Genomic DNA, 17,728 nt, shown 5'->3' with positions numbered 1-17,728 from the left:
AGGAAAAAATGTCAGTAGTATCAATGAAACAATTATTAGAAGCAGGAGTTCACTTTGGGCATCAAGCAAAAAGATGGAATCCAAAAATGAAGCCTTATATTTTCACAGAGAGAAATGGAATTCATGTAATTGATTTACATAAATCTTTAAAGAAGATAGAAGAAGCTTATGAAGAAATGAGAAAAATTGCTGAAAATGGGGGAAAAGTTTTATTTGTAGGAACAAAGAAACAGGCTCAAGAAGCAATTAAAGAACAAGCTGAAAGATCAGGTATGTACTATGTAAATAGCAGATGGTTAGGAGGAATGTTAACAAACTTCTCTACTATCAAGAAAAGAATTGAAAGAATGAAAGAATTAGAAAAAATGGACGCAGATGGAACTTTAGATTCTGGATATACGAAGAAAGAAGCGGCAGAATTTAGAAAAGAATTGGCAAAACTTTCTAAGAACTTATCAGGAATTAGAGATATGGAAAAAGCTCCAGATGCTATATATGTAGTGGATGTTAAAATGGAAGAACTTTCTGTAATAGAAGCAAATAACTTAAAAATTCCTGTATTTGCTATGATAGATACAAATGTTGATCCAGACTTAATAACTTATCCAATCCCAGCAAATGATGATGCAATAAGATCAGTAAAATTAATCACATCTGTAATTGCTAATGCAATTGTTGAAGGAAATCAAGGTAAAGAAGTTGTGGAACCAGAATCAGAAGAAGTGAATGTGGAAGAAGGTTCAGCAGAATAATTTATTAGCGTATTAGGAGGTATAAAAATGGCAGCAATAACAGCTGGTTTAGTAAAAGAATTAAGAGAAAGAACAGGAGCTGGAATGCTTGATTGTAAGAAAGCATTGGAAGCTAATGATGGAGATATAGAAAAGGCAATAGATTATCTAAGAGAAAAAGGTATAGCTAAGGCAGTAAGAAAAGCTGGAAGAATAGCAGCAGAAGGATTAATTTTTGATGCTGTTTCAGCAGATCATAAAAAAGCTGTTATATTAGAATTTAATTCTGAAACAGATTTCGTAGCAAAAAATGTTGAGTTTAAAGAATTTGGGAAGAAGCTAGTTGAATTAGTATTAGCTAAAAATATTTCAACACTGGAAGCTTTAACGGAAGCTGAATTTGAATCTGGGAAAACTGTTGCAACAGCTTTAACTGAGCTAATTGCTAAAATTGGTGAAAATATGAACTTAAGAAGATTATCAGTTGTAGATTCAAAAGATGGCTTTGTTGAAACATATAGTCACTTAGGAGGAAAGTTAGGAGTTATAGTTGAGATGTCTGGAGAAGCTACAGAAGCTAATTTAGTAAAAGCTAAAGATATTGCTATGCATGTTGCAGCTATGGATCCTAAATATTTATCAGAAGCTCAAGTGACAAAAACAGATTTAGAGCATGAGAAAGAAATAGCTAGAAAACAGTTAGAAGAAGAAGGAAAACCAGCACAGATAATAGAAAAAATACTTATTGGAAAAATGAATAAGTTCTATGAAGAAAACTGTCTTGTTGACCAAGTATTTGTAAAGGCTGAAAATAAAGAAACAGTTGCTCAGTATGCGGGAGATATAAAAGTTCTATCATTTGTAAGATACAAAGTTGGAGATGGAATAGAGAAGAAAGAAGAAGATTTTGCCGCAGAAGTTGCAGCTCAAATTAAAGGATAACAATTTAAGGAATGCAACATTTGCATTCCTTTTTTCTTATATTTGAAAACTTTAGGATTGATGAAATAATAATTGCCTGTTTATTAAAATGTATTATTAATATAGAAATATAAAAAGTAAATTCTATAAAAAATTAAAATAAAAAATTAGAAAACTTATTAGCTTTTTGCTATACTATATAATATAGAAAAATTTCTATTTATAAAAATGAACTTAGGAGGGAATATGGATACGAATCCTTTTTACAAAAAGATTCTATTGAAGTTAAGTGGTGAAGCTCTAATGGGTGAGCAAGAATTTGGAATATCAGCAGATATGATTATGATGTATTCAAGACAGATAAAAGAAATTGTTGAGCTTGGTGTTGAAGTCTCAATTGTTATTGGAGGTGGGAATATATTCAGAGGTCTGTCAGGTGCAGATCAAGGGGTTGATAGAGTGACAGGGGACCATATGGGTATGCTTGCAACAGTTATAAATTCGTTAGCTTTACAAAACTCTTTGGAAAAATTAGGTGTACAAACAAGAGTACAGACTGCAATTGAAATGCCTAAAATTGCTGAACCGTTTATAAAAAGGAAAGCTCAGAGACATTTGGAAAAAGGAAGAGTAGTTATTTTTGGAGCAGGAACAGGGAATCCATATTTTACAACAGATACTGCGGCGGCTTTAAGAGCTATAGAAATGAATGTAGATGTTGTCATCAAAGCTACAAAAGTTGATGGAATCTATGATAAGGATCCAGTTAAATATAAGGATGCATTTAAATATGAAAAAATAACATACAATGAGGTTTTAACAAAAGATTTAAAAGTTATGGATGCGACAGCCATATCACTTTGTAGAGAAAATAAATTACCTATTATAGTTTTTGATTCTTTAAAAGAAGGAAATTTGAAAAAAGTTGTAATGGGAGAAAATATAGGAACTATAGTATTAACAGACTAATAAGGGAGGAATTGAGATGACGGCAGAAATATTATTGAATGAATGTGAAACAAAAATGTTAAAAACGATTGATGCAGTGAAGGATAAGTTTACAGGAATAAGAGCTGGGAGAGCTAATATATCTATGTTGGATATGGTAAGAGTTGATTCTTATGGAAGTGAAGTGCCTTTAAATCAAATAGGGACAATTTCTGCTCCAGAAGCAAGGCTGCTAGTTATAGATCCTTGGGATAAAACTATGATATCTAAAATAGAGAAGGCTATACTTGCTTCTAATATAGGAATGACACCTAATAATGATGGTAGAGTTATAAGGCTTGTTTTACCTGAGCTGACTGCAGAGAGAAGAAAAGAGTATGTAAAACTTGCAAAAGCCGAAGCTGAAAATGGAAAAGTTGCAATAAGGAATATAAGAAAAGATGTTAATACTCATCTAAAAAAATTAGAAAAAGACAAAGATAATCCTATGTCAGAAGATGATTTAAAAGTTGCTGAAGGAAAGGTTCAAAATTTAACTGACAAGTATGTTAAAGAAATTGATGAACTTTTAGCTAAAAAGGAAAAAGAGATAACAACTATATAAAATCAAAAATCTCCTAAATTTTTTAGGAGATTTTTTATATATTAGAAGGAATAAGTTTAATGTATTTTTATATGAATAAAAGAATAAAAAAGATGCAGTTAATGTTTTAAGTTGAAGAGAAGAAATTATATATAATATTTAAGAAAATTAATAATACTATTTTTATAAAATTTTTTTAAATTTTTGTTGACAAAATAAAAAAAGTGTAGTATTATCATTTTATAAATTAGCACTCCTATAAGATGAGTGCTAACATAAAAATTAAGATTTGAAATGAGGTGAGTTTATGAATATATCTGATAGAGAGAAGTTAGTTCTCAATGCCATAATAGATTATTATTTAACTTTTGGTGATACAATCGGTTCAAGAACACTTGTGAAAAAATATGGAATAGATTTATCATCAGCAACAATAAGAAATGTTATGGCTGATTTAGAAGATATGGGATTTATAGAAAAAACTCACACATCTTCTGGACGAATTCCAACTGATATGGGGTATAAGTATTATTTAAGCGAACTTTTGAAGATAGAAAGACTTACTCAAGAAGAAAAAGAAAATATAAGTCTTGTTTATAATAGAAGAGTTGATGAGCTAGATAATATTTTAAAAAGAACTACAAATTTGCTATCTAAACTTACAAATTATGCAGGCATAGCAATAGAACCTAAAACAACCAATGAAAAAGTTGAAAAAATTGAGTTTGTTCATATAGATGAATATTTAATAATGATGGTCATTGTTATGGCTGACAGAAGAGTAAAAACTAAAAATATTCATTTGACATATCCAATGTCTAGAGTTGAGCTTGAAGAAAAAACAAGGGAACTTAATACAAAAATTAGAAATAATGAGATTGATATTCTTCAAATTGAAAGATATATACTAGGTGAGGATGAGGATTTAATATATGAAGATGAGATTCTTGAAAATGAAAATTTTAGTAAATATTTTGTAAATAACCTTTCTAGTATGCTTAAAGACAAAAGTATAAATGAAGTTGCCAATGTTATAGAATTTTTTAATGAAAGAGGAGATATAAGAGAACTTTTTGAAAAACTTATTGAACAGAGAACAGGAGAAAGTTCCAACAAGGTTAATGTAATATTTGGTGATGAGTTAGGTATAAAAGAATTGGAGGATTTTAGTTTTGTGTATTCTATTTACAACATACGAGGTTCTCAAGGAATAATAGGAGTTATGGGGCCTAAAAGAATGGCTTATTCCAAAACTATGGGACTTATAAATCATGTCAGTCGAGAAGTTAATAAGGTGCTCAACTTAATAGAGAAGAAAAAATAAAATTTAGGAGGATATAAATGCAAGAAAATGAATTAAAAGAAGAAGTTGTCGATGAGAAGATGGAAGAGATAAAAGAAACTAATTCTGACAATGAAGTATCTGAAGCAAGCGTTAATGAGGAGGGAAAAGAAGATCCTAAAGAAAATATAGAAAAACTAAAAGCAGAACTTGAGGATTGGAAACAATCTTATTTGAGAAAGCAAGCAGATTTTCAAAATTTTAGCAAAAGAAAAGAAAAAGAATTGGATGAACTTAGAAAATTTTCTTCTGAAAAGATAATAACGAAATTTTTGGGAAGTTTAGATAACTTAGAAAGAGCAATGGAGGCATCTTATGAAACTAAAGATTTTGATGCTCTAGTAAAGGGTGTTGAAATGATAGTTAGAGGAATAAAGGACATTATGTCCTCAGAAGGTGTTGAAGAAATAAAAGCTAGTGGAGAATATGATCCACAATATCATCATGCAGTGAGCGTGGAAGAGGATGAAAACTTTAAAGAAAATGAAATCGTGAAAGTTTTACAAAAAGGTTATATAATGAAAGGGAAGGTTATAAGACCGACTATGGTAACAGTTAAGAAATAATATTTAATAAGTGTATAAAAAAATTGATGAAATATAGGAGGAAAAAAATGGCAAAAATAATAGGAATTGACTTAGGAACAACAAACTCATGTGTTGCTATAATGGAAGGTGGAACAGCAACAATAATACCAAACTCAGAAGGAGCAAGAACTACACCTTCAGTTGTTAATATTAAAGAAAATGGAGAAACAGTTGTGGGAGAAATAGCAAAAAGACAAGCTATAACTAATCCTACTTCAACAGTGAGCTCAATAAAAACTCATATGGGCTCTGACTACAAGGTTGAAATATTTGGAAAAAAATATACTCCACAAGAAATATCTGCAAAAACATTACAAAAATTAAAGAAAGATGCAGAAGATTACTTAGGAGAAGAAATTAAGGAAGCAGTAATTACTGTGCCTGCTTACTTTACTGATTCACAAAGACAAGCTACAAAAGATGCTGGAACTATAGCTGGTTTAGAAGTAAAAAGAATTATAAATGAACCTACGGCAGCAGCTTTAGCTTATGGACTTGAAAAGAAAAAAGAAGAAAAAGTTTTAGTTTTTGACTTAGGTGGAGGAACATTCGATGTTTCTATACTTGAAATTTCTGATGGAGTTATAGAAGTTATTTCAACAGCAGGAAATAACCACCTAGGTGGAGATGATTTTGATGCTGAAGTAATAAAATGGTTAGTGGCAGAGTTTAAAAAAGAGACAGGAATTGATTTAGCAAATGATAAAATGGCTTATCAAAGACTTAAAGATGCAGCTGAAAAAGCTAAAAAGGAACTATCTACATTAATGGAAGCTTCTATTTCATTACCATTTATAACAATGGATGCAACAGGTCCTAAACATTTGGAAATGAAACTAACAAGAGCTAAATTTAATGATTTAACAAAACATTTAGTTGAAGCTACTCAAGGACCAACAAAAACAGCTCTATCTGATGCAGGACTTTCTGCAAATCAAATAGATGAAATACTATTAGTTGGAGGTTCAACAAGAATACCAGCAGTTCAAGAGTGGGTAGAATCTTATTTTGGTAAAAAACCTAATAAGGGTATAAATCCAGATGAAGTTGTTGCAGCAGGTGCAGCTATACAAGCTGGAGTACTTATGGGAGATGTAAAAGATGTATTACTTCTTGATGTAACTCCATTATCATTAGGAATTGAAACTTTAGGTGGAGTATTTACTAAAATGATAGAAAAGAATACTACTATACCAGTTAAGAAATCTCAAGTTTACTCAACAGCTGTAGATAATCAACCAGCAGTTACAATAAATGTATTACAAGGTGAAAGAGCGAAAGCTGCTGATAATCATAAATTAGGAGAATTTAATTTAGAAGGAATACCTGCTGCCCCAAGAGGAGTTCCTCAAATAGAAGTAACATTTGATATAGATGCTAATGGTATAGTTCATGTATCAGCGAAAGATTTAGGAACTGGAAAAGAAAATAAAGTAACAATTTCTGGCTCAACTAATCTATCTAAAGAAGAAATTGAAAGAATGACTAGAGAAGCTGAGGCTAATGCAGAGGAAGATAAAAAATTCCAAGAATTAGTAGAAGCTAGAAACAAAGCAGATATGTTAATATCTTCAACTGAAAAATCTTTAAAAGAAAATGGAGATAAGGCAACAGAAGAAGATAAGAAAAAAATTGAGGCAGCTTTAGAAGAACTTAAAAAAGTAAAAGATGGGGACAGCAAAGAAGCTATAGATAAGGCTGTAGAAGATTTATCGCAGGCAGCACATAAATTTGCTGAGGAACTATATAAAGAAGCACAAGCTCAGGCTCAAGCTCAACAGCAAGCAGGAGCTAATGCTGGAAATGATAAAAAAGATGAAGATGTAGCAGAGGCTGAAGTAGTAGATTAATTTATAAACTAATTAAATAAAATAGGAGGTTGTTGCAAATAAAATGCAACAACCCCTTTCTATCTTAAAAGAGAGGTACTTTATGAAAGGCGTATCATTTTTAGAAAATAATTATTTAGGATTAATAGCTATAATAGAAGAAAGAGATGGAATTAGCGCTATTGAATTTTTAAAGAATCAGAAAGATAGAATAGAGCTATTAAGAAATATGAAGGAAAGTGTACTTACAAAGGATTGCAAAAAACAATTGGAAGAATATTTTTCTGGAAAAAGAAGAAAATTTAATATTAAATTAGATACTATGGGCACAGATTTTCAAAAATCTGCATGGGAAGCTATGCAAAAAATTCCTTATGGGAAAACAATTTCTTATAGTGAAGAAGCAAAAATGATAGGAAATGAAAAAGCGGTTAGAGCAATAGGGCTTGCAAATGGGAAAAATAGAATACCTATTATTATACCTTGCCATAGAGTTATTGGAAAAAATGGGAAATTAGTAGGATATACTGGCGGACTGCATATAAAGGAATATCTTTTAAATCTTGAAAAGACTTATAGTATGTAATGTAAAATTAAAAAATTATTAAGTAATTTAAAGAGTAAGGAGAAAAGGAAATGACAAAAAGAGACTATTATGAAGTCCTTCAAGTAAATAAGGGAGCAAGTGAAGCAGAGATAAAAAAAGCCTATAGAAAGGCAGCTATGAAATATCACCCAGACAAATTTACAAGTGCAACAGAAAAAGAGAAAAAAGAGGCAGAAGATAAATTTAAAGAAGCAAATGAGGCGTATCAAGTGCTTTCAGATCCAGAGAAAAGGCAAAAATACGATCAGTTTGGTCATGCTGCATTTGAACAAGGTGGTGGCTTCAGTGGAGGAGCTGGCTTTGATTTTGGAGATATATTTGGAGATATATTTGGTAGCGGCTTTGGAGGAGGATTTAGTGGCTTCGGTGGTTTTGGAGGTTCAAGTGGCAGAAGCTATGTAGAAGCTGGAGCAGATTTAAGGTATACCTTAGAAATAACACTCGAAGAAGCAGCTCAAGGAGTAGAAAAGAAGATAAAATATAAAAGAACTGGCAAGTGTAATACTTGTGATGGAACAGGTGCAGAAGATAAACATTTAAAAACTTGTGCTAGATGTAATGGAAGTGGTCATATAATAACACAACAGAGAACAATTTTAGGAGTAATGCAATCACAAACGGTATGTCCTGACTGTCATGGTAGAGGAGAGGTTCCAGAGAAAAAATGTAAATCTTGCCATGGAAGTGGAGTAGAGAGAGAAACTCTGGAAAGAAAAATAAATATTCCTGCTGGTATAGATGATGGACAAAAATTAAAACTGTCTGGTTTTGGAGATGCAAGCACAAGCGGTGGACCTAATGGAGATTTGTATGTTCTTATTAAAATAAAAAGACATGAAATTTTTGAAAGAGATGAAGATGATTTATACTGTGAGATTCCTATATCATACTCAATGGCAGTTTTAGGGGGAGAGATAGAGATACCTACTTTAACTGCTAAGAAAACTATTAAAATACCAGAAGGTATAGAAAGTGGAAAATCTTTAAGAGTTAGAGGTGAGGGGATAAAATCTCTGAGAAGTGGTTATAAAGGAGATATAATTGTTAAAATTATAATAGAAACTCCAAGAAATTTATCTGATAAGCAAAAAGATCTGTTGCATAAATTTGAAGAAAGTTTAAATGAAAAAAATTATGAAAAGAAAACAAGTTTTTTTAAGAAAGTAAAAAAATTTTTCAAAGATGCTAGAGATTTTGTTGAAAAAGAAATGGAAAAATGAAAAATTATTCTTCTATAGCAGATGATGAAGAAAAGGAAGTTTAATACTTCCTTTTTTTGTGTAAAAAGAATTTTGAAATAAAGTAACTCATAGAAGAAATTTTAAAGTATCGATGAAAATTTAGAAAAAACTTGACGAAAGTTTCATTAGATAATAAAATTTCAAGTGTTAAGATTTATAAATAAATGAGGGCAGCAGATGAAAGAATATAAGCCATTGTGGATATTTAAAAATAGCCATATAAATACTATATTTCCAACTTTTTTCAGAAATATTGAAATAAAGTATGAAAGACAAAGAGTATTTTTTGAAGATAGTGATTTTTTAGATTTTGATTGGATAAAGAATAAAAATTCGAAGTTGATAATTCTTTGTCATGGTTTGGAAGGAAGTTCAAACAGCCATTATATTAAAGCTTTCGCTAAGTATTTTTCAAGTAGACAATGGGATGTATTGGCATTAAATTATAGATCTTGCAATGGAGAGATTAATCCCAGTCCTTTTTACTATGTATCTGGGAAGGGCGATGAAATAGAAAAAGCACTAGAATATACAGCAGATTACAGTGAGATAATTTTAATAGGCTTTAGTTTAGGAGCAAATAAGATTTTACATTATTTGGGAAATGAAGAGAATTTAAATAAAAAAATTAAAGGAGCCTTTGTTGTATCTCCTCCCTGTGACTTGGAAGGAAGTTCACAGATGATGATAAAAAAATCAAATCAACTATACACTAATTTCTTTTTAAAGCAGTTAAAAAACAAAGTTTTGGAAAAGCAAAAAAAATATCCGAATATCTTTAAAGCTTTTGATATATCGTTTGCAGATGTTTTGAATACAAAAAATTTAATAGCTTTTGACAATGAATTTACTGCTAAATTAAATGGTTATAGAAATGCAAAAGAATATTATATTAACAATAGTTCTCTATACACATTAAATAATATAAATATACCAACCATTATACTTACAGCTTTAGATGATCCTATGATGAGTTTAACCTGTTATCCTAAGGATATAGTAAAAAATAATCCTTTTTTAGAGTTAAAAACTCCTAAATATGGAGGACATGTGTCCTATGCTTCTTTTGGAAAGGAATACTGGTTGGAAAAATATGCTTATGAATATATAGAGAAAAAGATTTTGAAAAAAATGATGTTTTAGTTGAGAGTTTAAAAGAGATTTAACTGGGGGAAAAGATGGAAGAAAAAAAAGCAAAATTATCACTGGTAATGACAATGTTTATATTTGGAACTATCGGAATATTTGTGAATTATATAAACTTGCCCACCAATATAATAGCAGTTGTAAGAGGCTTTGTAGGAGCTATTTCTCTATTACTTATAACAAAGATAAAAAAAGAAAAAATTTCAATACAGGCAATAAGTAAGAATTGGAAGCTATTGTTCTTTTCTGGTTTTTTAATAGGTTTAAATTGGGTACTTTTATTTGAAGCATATAAGTATACAAGTGTTGCTATAGCAACTTTATGCTCTTATTTGGCTCCTATTTTTATGATGTTAACATCTTATTTTTTATTCAAGGAAAAATTAAGACCATCTAATTTTCTTTGTGTTTTTGTAGCTCTTTTAGGAATGGTTTTTGTTTCTGGAGTTTTTGAAACCAGTGAATATGCTGCAAATCATTTTAAGGGGGTATTATTTGGAGTAATGACAGCTATATGTTATACTTTTGTAATATTTATAAATAAGTCAATAAAAGATATTAGCCCTAATGATAAAACTGTAGTGCAATTATTTATAGCTGGACTTTCATTTTTGCCCTATACTTTGTTATCGAAAAATACAACTTCTATAAGTTTTGATTTTTTATCAATTTTTCTTTTACTCATAGTAGCTGTACTTCACACAGGTTATTCTTATTCTATTTATTTTAACTGTGTTGCTAAGTTGAAGACACAAACGGTTGCTATGTATAGTTATACAGACCCTATAGTTGCTATAGTTTTATCTACAATAATATTAAAACAAAAAATGACTCTTTTAAGTGTCATAGGAGCTATTTTAATTCTTGGTTCCACTATGGTAAATGAGTTACTGGAGAGGAGAAAAAAATAAAAGATTGATTTTAAACGGGGCTATTGCAACAGCCCCGTAATTTTTTTAAATAAATTTAAAATTTATAGTTTGCTCCAAGATTGAAAGCAATACCTCTTTGTTTTCCTAAAAACTTTTTAAGTTCAATATCCAAGGTTATATTATTTGTTAATTTAGCCTGCCATCCTAAATTTACTATAAAAGTACTACCTTTTAAAGATGGAGTAGGAGTAGTTAATCCTTTGTATGTTGCCTTTGCTTTTCCATTAAACTCATATTGATAAGCTAAGCTAGTGTGTATTCTATTGTTGTTATTTATATTATATGAAAAGTTACTTCCTAATAGAATATTACTACTTGTCGTAGATTTAAATTTATATTTTTCACCTGTGTTTAGCGTGACATCTTTTTTATTTTGGATATTCATAAGATATTTACTATATAACCTAATATTTTTGTTTTCATCTATTTTAAAAACTTTTCCAAGTCCCATATGCCAAGCATAGTATGATGTATTATATTTATAGTTAACAGGAGTAAAAAAACTACTAGATTTATAATCTGAATTAAGACGTCCTATATGCAGGCTATTTTCTAAAGATACATTATTTAAGAAAGTATATTTAGAGAAGAAACCTAGTCCTATATTTTTAATATCTCCTTCTGCTTTAATATTATTTTCTATATAACTTTTATATTTTCCCTGTCCATATTCAATTAATGCTCCATATACTAAATTGGCATTTTTAAGATATATTTTCTTTGATAGACCAGCATTTAAATGCTTTCCTTTTATGTCTATGTGTGAGCCTGTATTATTACGAATATCAGTATTATTCGTAGTAATAAATGAACCTGAGCTAGCTGTTGCAATATCTAAAACTTTTTCTGTAGTTAAGTGAAGTCCTTGATTGATAAAAGAAGCAAGCCCAGATGGAGTTTCTACTAGAGATTTAGTACTAGCATTTAAACTTATTTTAGGATTTTTTGTATTTACAAATATTTTTCTTTTGTCTTCAGAAATTTCTATATCATAAAGTAAAGAAATACCTTCTGATAATTTTCCAAGATTAATATTATTGTCAATGAAAGTGCCATTATCTTTTTTCAATAAAATAATTTCATTTACATTCGTATTTCCATCAACACTTGCATTGATGGTAGTGTTTGATAAATCGGTGTTATCATTAGAAGTTAGACTTAATATAATTTCATCATTTTTGATTGTATTTGGAATTTTAAAATCTATTTTTTGAAAAGCGGCTATATTATTAACACTAATTTTTTTAGTCTTTATAGAAAGACTGTTGTTTTCCATATTTTTATGAGTTTTAAAAAGTGGTGTTACAGCATTTTGCATTAAGATAGAACCATATAAATTAGTTCCATCTAAAATAGGATTTCCAGAAATTTCAATTTTATTATTTTTTGATTCAATATTATTTTCTGAAGAAGACAAAATTCCAGCAGCAATTATATTTTTAGCATTTGATACTTTACCACCATTGATAAAAATACTGTTATTATTTGCACTTGCTTTAGACTCTGCATCTGAGGATTCAGCTTGAGATATGGCAGCATAAATATTATTTTCTATTTCTCCAGAATTTATATGGATTTCATTATAGCTTGCTTCTGACATTACTGTATTTGAAGTAGAATTTGCAAGAGCTAAACCTCCTTCAACTGATTTATTTGTTGAATCACCTGTAATTTTTCCGTTGTTAATAATTACTTTATTTCCATTTGCAATTGAGCTAACCATTGTATTTCCCATGAAGTCACCAGAAAAAGCATATGCTCCTGTAATTTTTTTAATATTGCCATCATTAAGCTCTATGATATTTTGATTAGCAATTGATATAATTTCGAAATTTTTATTATCAGTAAAGTCATTTACCATGGCAGAGCTTTCTCCACCTGTAATAGAACTTAAATTGATATTTTTAATTGTTACTTTATTATTGCTAGCTTTTGCTGAAGCACTTCCATCGAATGTTGTAGAATCAGCTTTTCCACCGAAAATATTTCCTTTTAAACTAGAGTTATCAATAAAAATTTTGTTATTTTCAGCAAAAGTACTTACTTTTTCAGAGCCACCGCCTGTATAGTTATTCGCATCACCAGAAAATCCATAACTGTATCCACCAGCTATTTGCATAATATTTTTATCTATTTCGCCACCAAAAATTTCAAGTAAATTTTCCTTTGAACTAGCTGTAATTTCACTTTTTTGATTTAAAGAATTTGCATAACTTTGCCCAGCAGCTATGGTTGCACCATGAATATCTATACTATTTTTTATAGTTAATTTATTTTTTAATGTAGATGCATGTGCTACAGTAGAATTTGAATTTTCACTAACAATAATGCTAACTCTTCCACCAAAAGCCCCTCCAAATTCACTTCCATCAATATCTCCATTATTTATTAAAGTTTCGCTTTCACTTACCTCAGCTTTTCCACCATTTAAACTTAAAATATATGCCCCGCTTGTATCACCCATGGTCCCACTATTAATTATTGCTTTTCCCTTTTTTATATACCCGGTTGTAGTTGTATCTAAATTTAAATAACTTCCACTAACTTCATATACTTTTGAAGAATTTCCTATAAAAGGTTTAGTATAATTTAAAGTATTGATATTTCCTACTGTAATAGTAGCTTCTTTTCCATGAGAATTAGCAGTAACGATGTTTATACCTGTTGTAGGCGCACTCCAGTCTTCCTTAATTTCTTTTAATTCCAATGGAATAGCAGAGGCATAAATTCCTAAACCATATATAAAGAATATAGGGATAGTTTTTTTAATGTTTATTCTGCAAATTTTGTTCAATTTCATTATTGATTCCCCCTTATTTAGATATAAAAAAACAAAAAATTCTATTTATTATAGCATAGAAAAATATTTTTGCATATAAATTTTAATCACCAAAACAAAATTTATTTTTTTAAATATCAATATATTTAAAGTGTTTTTATTTTTATAAACCAAAATAAAAAATAAAAAAGATAAAAAAATACAAATAAATTTGATTTTTTATTTAACAAAAAATGAAAAAATTGAAAAAATAATTTCTTTATTTTATATAATGATATATAATGAATAAGAGATTTTTAGAAAAAATATTTCAAAAATTTATTTTCGGAGGGCTTATGTTAGAAGAGTTAATTTTAGATTTTAAAAAAATTTTTGGAGAATTTGAGAATATAAAAACATTTTTTTCACCAGGTAGAGTAAATTTGATTGGTGAGCATACAGATTATAATGGTGGGTTTGTATTTCCTTGTGCCTTAGATTTTGGAACTTATGCTGTAGTTAGGAAAAGAGAGGACAAAAATTTTAAAATGTACTCTAAAAATTTTGAACATTTGGGACTTATAGATTTTGCCTTGGAAGATTTAGTGTATAAGAGAAAAGATAACTGGGTCAACTATCCTAAAGGAGTAATAAAAGTATTTTTAGATCATGGTTTAGTAATTGATAGAGGTTTAGATATACTTTTTTATGGGAATATTCCAAATGGAGCGGGCTTATCTTCTTCTGCATCTCTAGAAGTATTGGTGGCAGTAATACTTAAAAATATGTTTAAGTTGGATATAGATATGATAGAGATGGTTAAATATTGCCAAATAGCTGAGAACAAATTTATTGGAGTTAATTCTGGAATTATGGATCAATTTGCAGTTGGAATGGGGAAAAAAGATAGAGCAATACTTTTAGACTGTAATTCACTAGATTATGAATATGTCCCTGTTAAATTAGAAAATATGAGTATAGTAATTGCCAATACAAATAAGAAAAGAGGACTTGCCGATTCAAAATATAATGAGAGAAGAGCTAGTTGTGAGGCAGCAGTAGAAGAACTTAATAGAAATGGTATTAATATAAAATATCTTGGTGAATTAACAGTTGAGGATTTTGAAAAAGTGAAGCACTTTATAAGAGATGAAGAACAACTAAAAAGAGCAAGGCATGCGGTTAAGGAAAATGAAAGGACAAAGGAAGCTGTTAAGATTTTAAAAGATGGTAAAATAGAAGAATTTGGAGAATTAATGAATGAATCTCATGTGTCATTAAGAGATGACTATGAGGTTACAGGAATAGAGCTGGATTCTTTAGTAGAAGCGGCCTGGAATGAAATTGGTACTATAGGTTCTCGTATGACAGGGGCTGGTTTTGGAGGATGTACAGTAAGTATAGTAAAAAATGAAAATTTGGAAAGCTTTATAAAAAATGTTGGAAAAAAATATAAAGCAAAGACAGGTTTAGAAGCTAGTTTTTATATAGCTAATATAGGAAATGGTGCTGGAGAAATAAAAGCTTAAAAACAAATTGGAGTTGGAAATATGGTTTATAGAGAAATAAAACATTTAATAGAATATGGAATAAAAAATTCTTTAATCGAAGAGGAAGATATAATCATAGTTAGAAATGAAATTATGACATTGCTTAATTTAAAGGAATGGACAGAGCCAGAGAATATAGAAACTGTAGTTGACTATCCGCAAGAGATATTAGATAAACTAACAGAATATGCTGTTTCACAAAAAATTATAGAAGATGGAATAGCAGATAGAGATCTTTTTGATACACTAATTATGGGGAAAATGACTCCTTTTCCAAGAGAAATAATAGCTAAATTTAAAAGCTTGGAAAAAGAAAGTATAGATAAAGCAACAGCTTATTATTATAATTTTTCGAAAAAAACAAATTATATAAGAACAGAGAGGATAGCAAAAAATTTATATTGGTTATCTCCAACTGAATATGGAAATTTAGAGATAACTATTAATTTATCAAAACCAGAAAAAGATCCAAAGGAAATAGAAAGAGAAAAAACTATTGTGAGAGCTAACTATCCAAAATGTTTACTATGCTATGAAAACGTTGGTTTTTCAGGAACTTTAGTTCATCCAGCGAGGCAAAATCATAGAGTTATACCTTTAAATCTAGCTAATGAAAAATGGTATTTTCAATATTCGCCTTATGTTTATTATAATGAACATGCAATAATATTTTCTTCTATTCACAGAGATATGAAAATAGATAGAGAAACTTTTAAGAGGATAGTGGACTTCTTAAAACAGTTTCCTCATTATTTTGTAGGTTCAAATGCAGATTTACCAATAGTTGGAGGTTCTATTTTAAGTCATGATCACTATCAAGGTGGAAGGCATGAATTTCCAATGGCAAAATCAGAAATAGAAAGAGAGATAAAATTTAAAAAATATCCAGAAATCCAAGCTGGTATAGTTAAATGGCCTATGTCTGTTATAAGAATAAAAGCTTTAGATACAGAAAAACTAATAGATTTGGCTGATGAAATCTTAAGAAAGTGGAGAGAATACTCAGATGCTGAGGTTGGACTTCTTGCTCATTCCTTTGAAAAAGCTCATAATACTATAACACCTATAGCAAGAAGAAGAGGTGAATATTACGAAATTGATTTAGTACTTAGAAATAATAGAACAGATGAAGGAAATCCTTTAGGGATTTTTCATCCTCATTCTGAGCATCATAATATAAAAAAAGAAAATATAGGTTTAATTGAAGTTATGGGTTTAGCTGTTTTACCAGGAAGATTAAAACATGAAATGAGAAAAATTGCAGAATTTTTAAAGGAGGAAGATAGTTTAAAAAAGATAGAAGAGGATAATGAAACTAAGAAACATTTAACTTGGCTAAAATCATTTTATAATAAGTATGAAAATGAAATAAAAGATTTTAAGGAAGAAGAGATTATTGAAAAAATTTTAAATGTAGAGATAGGAATTACTTTTTCAAGAGTATTGGAAGATGCTGGGGTATTTAAGAGAAATAAAAAAGGTGAGCAAGCCTTTTTAAAATTTATTGAAGAGCTAAATAAATAGGAGGACAAATGGCAGTATTGGTTTGTGGTGGTGCAGGATATATAGGTAGTCATGTTGTAAAATTGTTGGTTGAAAATAATAGAGAAGTTGTTGTAATAGATAATTTAGAAACAGGTCATGTGGATGCTGTTGATAAAAAAGCTACATTGGAAATAGGAGATTTAAAAGATGAAGAATTTTTAGACAGAGTTCTAAAAAAACATAAAATAGATGGAGTTATAGATTTTGCAGCTTTTTCTTTAGTTGGAGAGAGTGTACAAGAACCACTTAAATATTTTGAAAATAATTTTTATGGGACTCTATGTCTTTTAAAAGCTATGAAAAAACATAATGTTAATAACATAGTATTTTCATCAACAGCAGCAACTTATGGAGAAGCTGAAAATATTCCTATACTTGAAACTGATAAAACGGAGCCAACTAATCCTTATGGAGAAAGTAAATTAGCTGTAGAGAAAATGTTTAAGTGGGCTGCCAATGCTTATGGCTTAAAGTATACAGTACTTAGATATTTTAATGTTGCAGGTGCTCATTCAAGTGGAGAAATTGGAGAAGCTCACAGCTGTGAAACACACCTAATTCCTATAATTTTACAAGTAGCTTTAGGGCAAAGAGAGAAGATAGCAATATATGGAGATGACTATCCAACGGAAGATGGAACTTGTATAAGAGATTACATACATGTAATGGATTTAGCTGATGCACATCTTTTAGCATTGGATAGATTGAATAGTGGAGGGGATAATCAAATATTTAATTTGGGCAATGGAGAGGGGTTTTCTGTTAGACAGGTTATAGAGACAGCAAGAAAGATAACGGGGCATACTATACCAGAAGAACTATCTCCAAGAAGAGCAGGAGATCCAGCAAAATTAGTAGCATCATCGAAAAAGGCAAATGATATATTAAAATGGAAGCCTAAATATAATAAATTAGAGCAGATAATTGAGTCAGCATGGAAGTGGCATAAAAAAAATCCTAATGGATATGAAGATTAAAAAATAATTTTAACTGTATAAAATACGAAAA

15 protein-coding genes are annotated in these 17,728 nt (G+C 29.6%); 14 read left to right on the top strand and 1 reads right to left on the bottom strand.

Annotated elements, in window-relative coordinates; translation table 11 throughout:
* Positions 1-8: 8 nt before the first annotated feature.
* The 11 genes from rpsB to Q4A58_RS01825 all read left to right on the top strand — a co-directional run bounded on the left by rpsB (position 9) and on the right by Q4A58_RS01825 (position 10,846).
* Positions 9-752 (top strand): 30S ribosomal protein S2, encoded by a 744-nt coding sequence (gene rpsB, locus Q4A58_RS01875; protein ID WP_303116110.1) that lies wholly within the window; start codon positions 9-11, stop codon positions 750-752.
* A 27-nt stretch (positions 753-779) separates the two neighbouring features.
* Positions 780-1,673: a translation elongation factor Ts gene (gene tsf, locus Q4A58_RS01870; RefSeq protein ID WP_303116108.1), complete on the top strand. Its 894-nt coding sequence runs from the start codon at positions 780-782 to the stop codon at positions 1,671-1,673.
* A gap of 225 nt (positions 1,674-1,898) precedes the next feature.
* A complete protein-coding gene (gene pyrH / locus Q4A58_RS01865) occupies positions 1,899-2,621 on the top strand; it encodes a UMP kinase (RefSeq protein WP_303116106.1) in 723 nt (240 codons plus the stop codon).
* Positions 2,622-2,631: 10 nt separating this feature from the next.
* Positions 2,632-3,204: a ribosome recycling factor gene (frr, locus tag Q4A58_RS01860; protein ID WP_303116133.1), complete on the top strand. Its 573-nt coding sequence runs from the start codon at positions 2,632-2,634 to the stop codon at positions 3,202-3,204.
* Positions 3,205-3,490: 286 nt separating this feature from the next.
* A complete protein-coding gene (hrcA, locus tag Q4A58_RS01855; RefSeq protein ID WP_303116104.1) occupies positions 3,491-4,507 on the top strand; it encodes a heat-inducible transcriptional repressor HrcA in 1,017 nt (338 codons plus the stop codon).
* 17 nt (positions 4,508-4,524) lie between these two features.
* The gene (grpE, locus tag Q4A58_RS01850) at positions 4,525-5,091 is read left to right on the top strand and encodes a nucleotide exchange factor GrpE (protein WP_303116102.1); all 567 of its coding nucleotides are present in this window, start codon (positions 4,525-4,527) and stop codon (positions 5,089-5,091) included.
* A 47-nt stretch (positions 5,092-5,138) separates the two neighbouring features.
* On the top strand, positions 5,139-6,962 hold the full coding sequence (gene dnaK, locus Q4A58_RS01845) for a molecular chaperone DnaK (RefSeq protein ID WP_303116099.1): 1,824 nt from the start codon (positions 5,139-5,141) through the stop codon (positions 6,960-6,962).
* 82 nt (positions 6,963-7,044) lie between these two features.
* On the top strand, positions 7,045-7,527 hold the full coding sequence (locus Q4A58_RS01840; protein ID WP_303116097.1) for a methylated-DNA--[protein]-cysteine S-methyltransferase: 483 nt from the start codon (positions 7,045-7,047) through the stop codon (positions 7,525-7,527).
* A gap of 50 nt (positions 7,528-7,577) precedes the next feature.
* Positions 7,578-8,768, top strand: coding sequence for a molecular chaperone DnaJ (gene dnaJ, locus Q4A58_RS01835; RefSeq protein WP_303116095.1), 1,191 nt, complete (start codon positions 7,578-7,580; stop codon positions 8,766-8,768).
* 198 nt (positions 8,769-8,966) lie between these two features.
* Positions 8,967-9,932 carry a YheT family hydrolase gene (locus Q4A58_RS01830; protein ID WP_303116092.1) on the top strand — a complete coding sequence of 322 codons (966 nt, stop codon included), beginning with the start codon at positions 8,967-8,969 and terminating at the stop codon, positions 9,930-9,932.
* Positions 9,933-9,967: 35 nt separating this feature from the next.
* The gene (locus Q4A58_RS01825) at positions 9,968-10,846 is read left to right on the top strand and encodes a DMT family transporter (RefSeq protein ID WP_303116090.1); all 879 of its coding nucleotides are present in this window, start codon (positions 9,968-9,970) and stop codon (positions 10,844-10,846) included.
* A 55-nt stretch (positions 10,847-10,901) separates the two neighbouring features.
* On the opposite strand, the gene Q4A58_RS01820 is transcribed toward Q4A58_RS01825, so the two are convergent.
* Entirely contained in the window at positions 10,902-13,667 is a 2,766-nt protein-coding gene (locus Q4A58_RS01820; RefSeq protein WP_303116088.1) for an autotransporter outer membrane beta-barrel domain-containing protein, read from the bottom strand.
* Between the two features lie 314 nt (positions 13,668-13,981).
* Here Q4A58_RS01820 and Q4A58_RS01815 point away from each other — a divergent pair, with 314 nt between their 5' ends.
* Genes Q4A58_RS01815 through galE form a run of 3 tightly spaced genes read left to right on the top strand, consistent with a single transcriptional unit; the run spans position 13,982 to position 17,697 of the window.
* Entirely contained in the window at positions 13,982-15,154 is a 1,173-nt protein-coding gene (locus tag Q4A58_RS01815) for a galactokinase (protein WP_303116086.1), read from the top strand.
* Between the two features lie 21 nt (positions 15,155-15,175).
* Positions 15,176-16,699: a UDP-glucose--hexose-1-phosphate uridylyltransferase gene (locus Q4A58_RS01810; protein ID WP_303116084.1), complete on the top strand. Its 1,524-nt coding sequence runs from the start codon at positions 15,176-15,178 to the stop codon at positions 16,697-16,699.
* An 8-nt stretch (positions 16,700-16,707) separates the two neighbouring features.
* On the top strand, positions 16,708-17,697 hold the full coding sequence (gene galE, locus Q4A58_RS01805) for a UDP-glucose 4-epimerase GalE (RefSeq protein ID WP_303116082.1): 990 nt from the start codon (positions 16,708-16,710) through the stop codon (positions 17,695-17,697).
* The last annotated feature ends 31 nt before the right edge of the window (positions 17,698-17,728 follow it).

This window comes from Fusobacterium sp. (assembly GCF_030528405.1).
Taxonomy (GTDB): Bacteria; Fusobacteriota; Fusobacteriia; order Fusobacteriales; family Fusobacteriaceae; genus Fusobacterium.
This window is presented reverse-complemented; position numbering and strand designations above follow the sequence as displayed.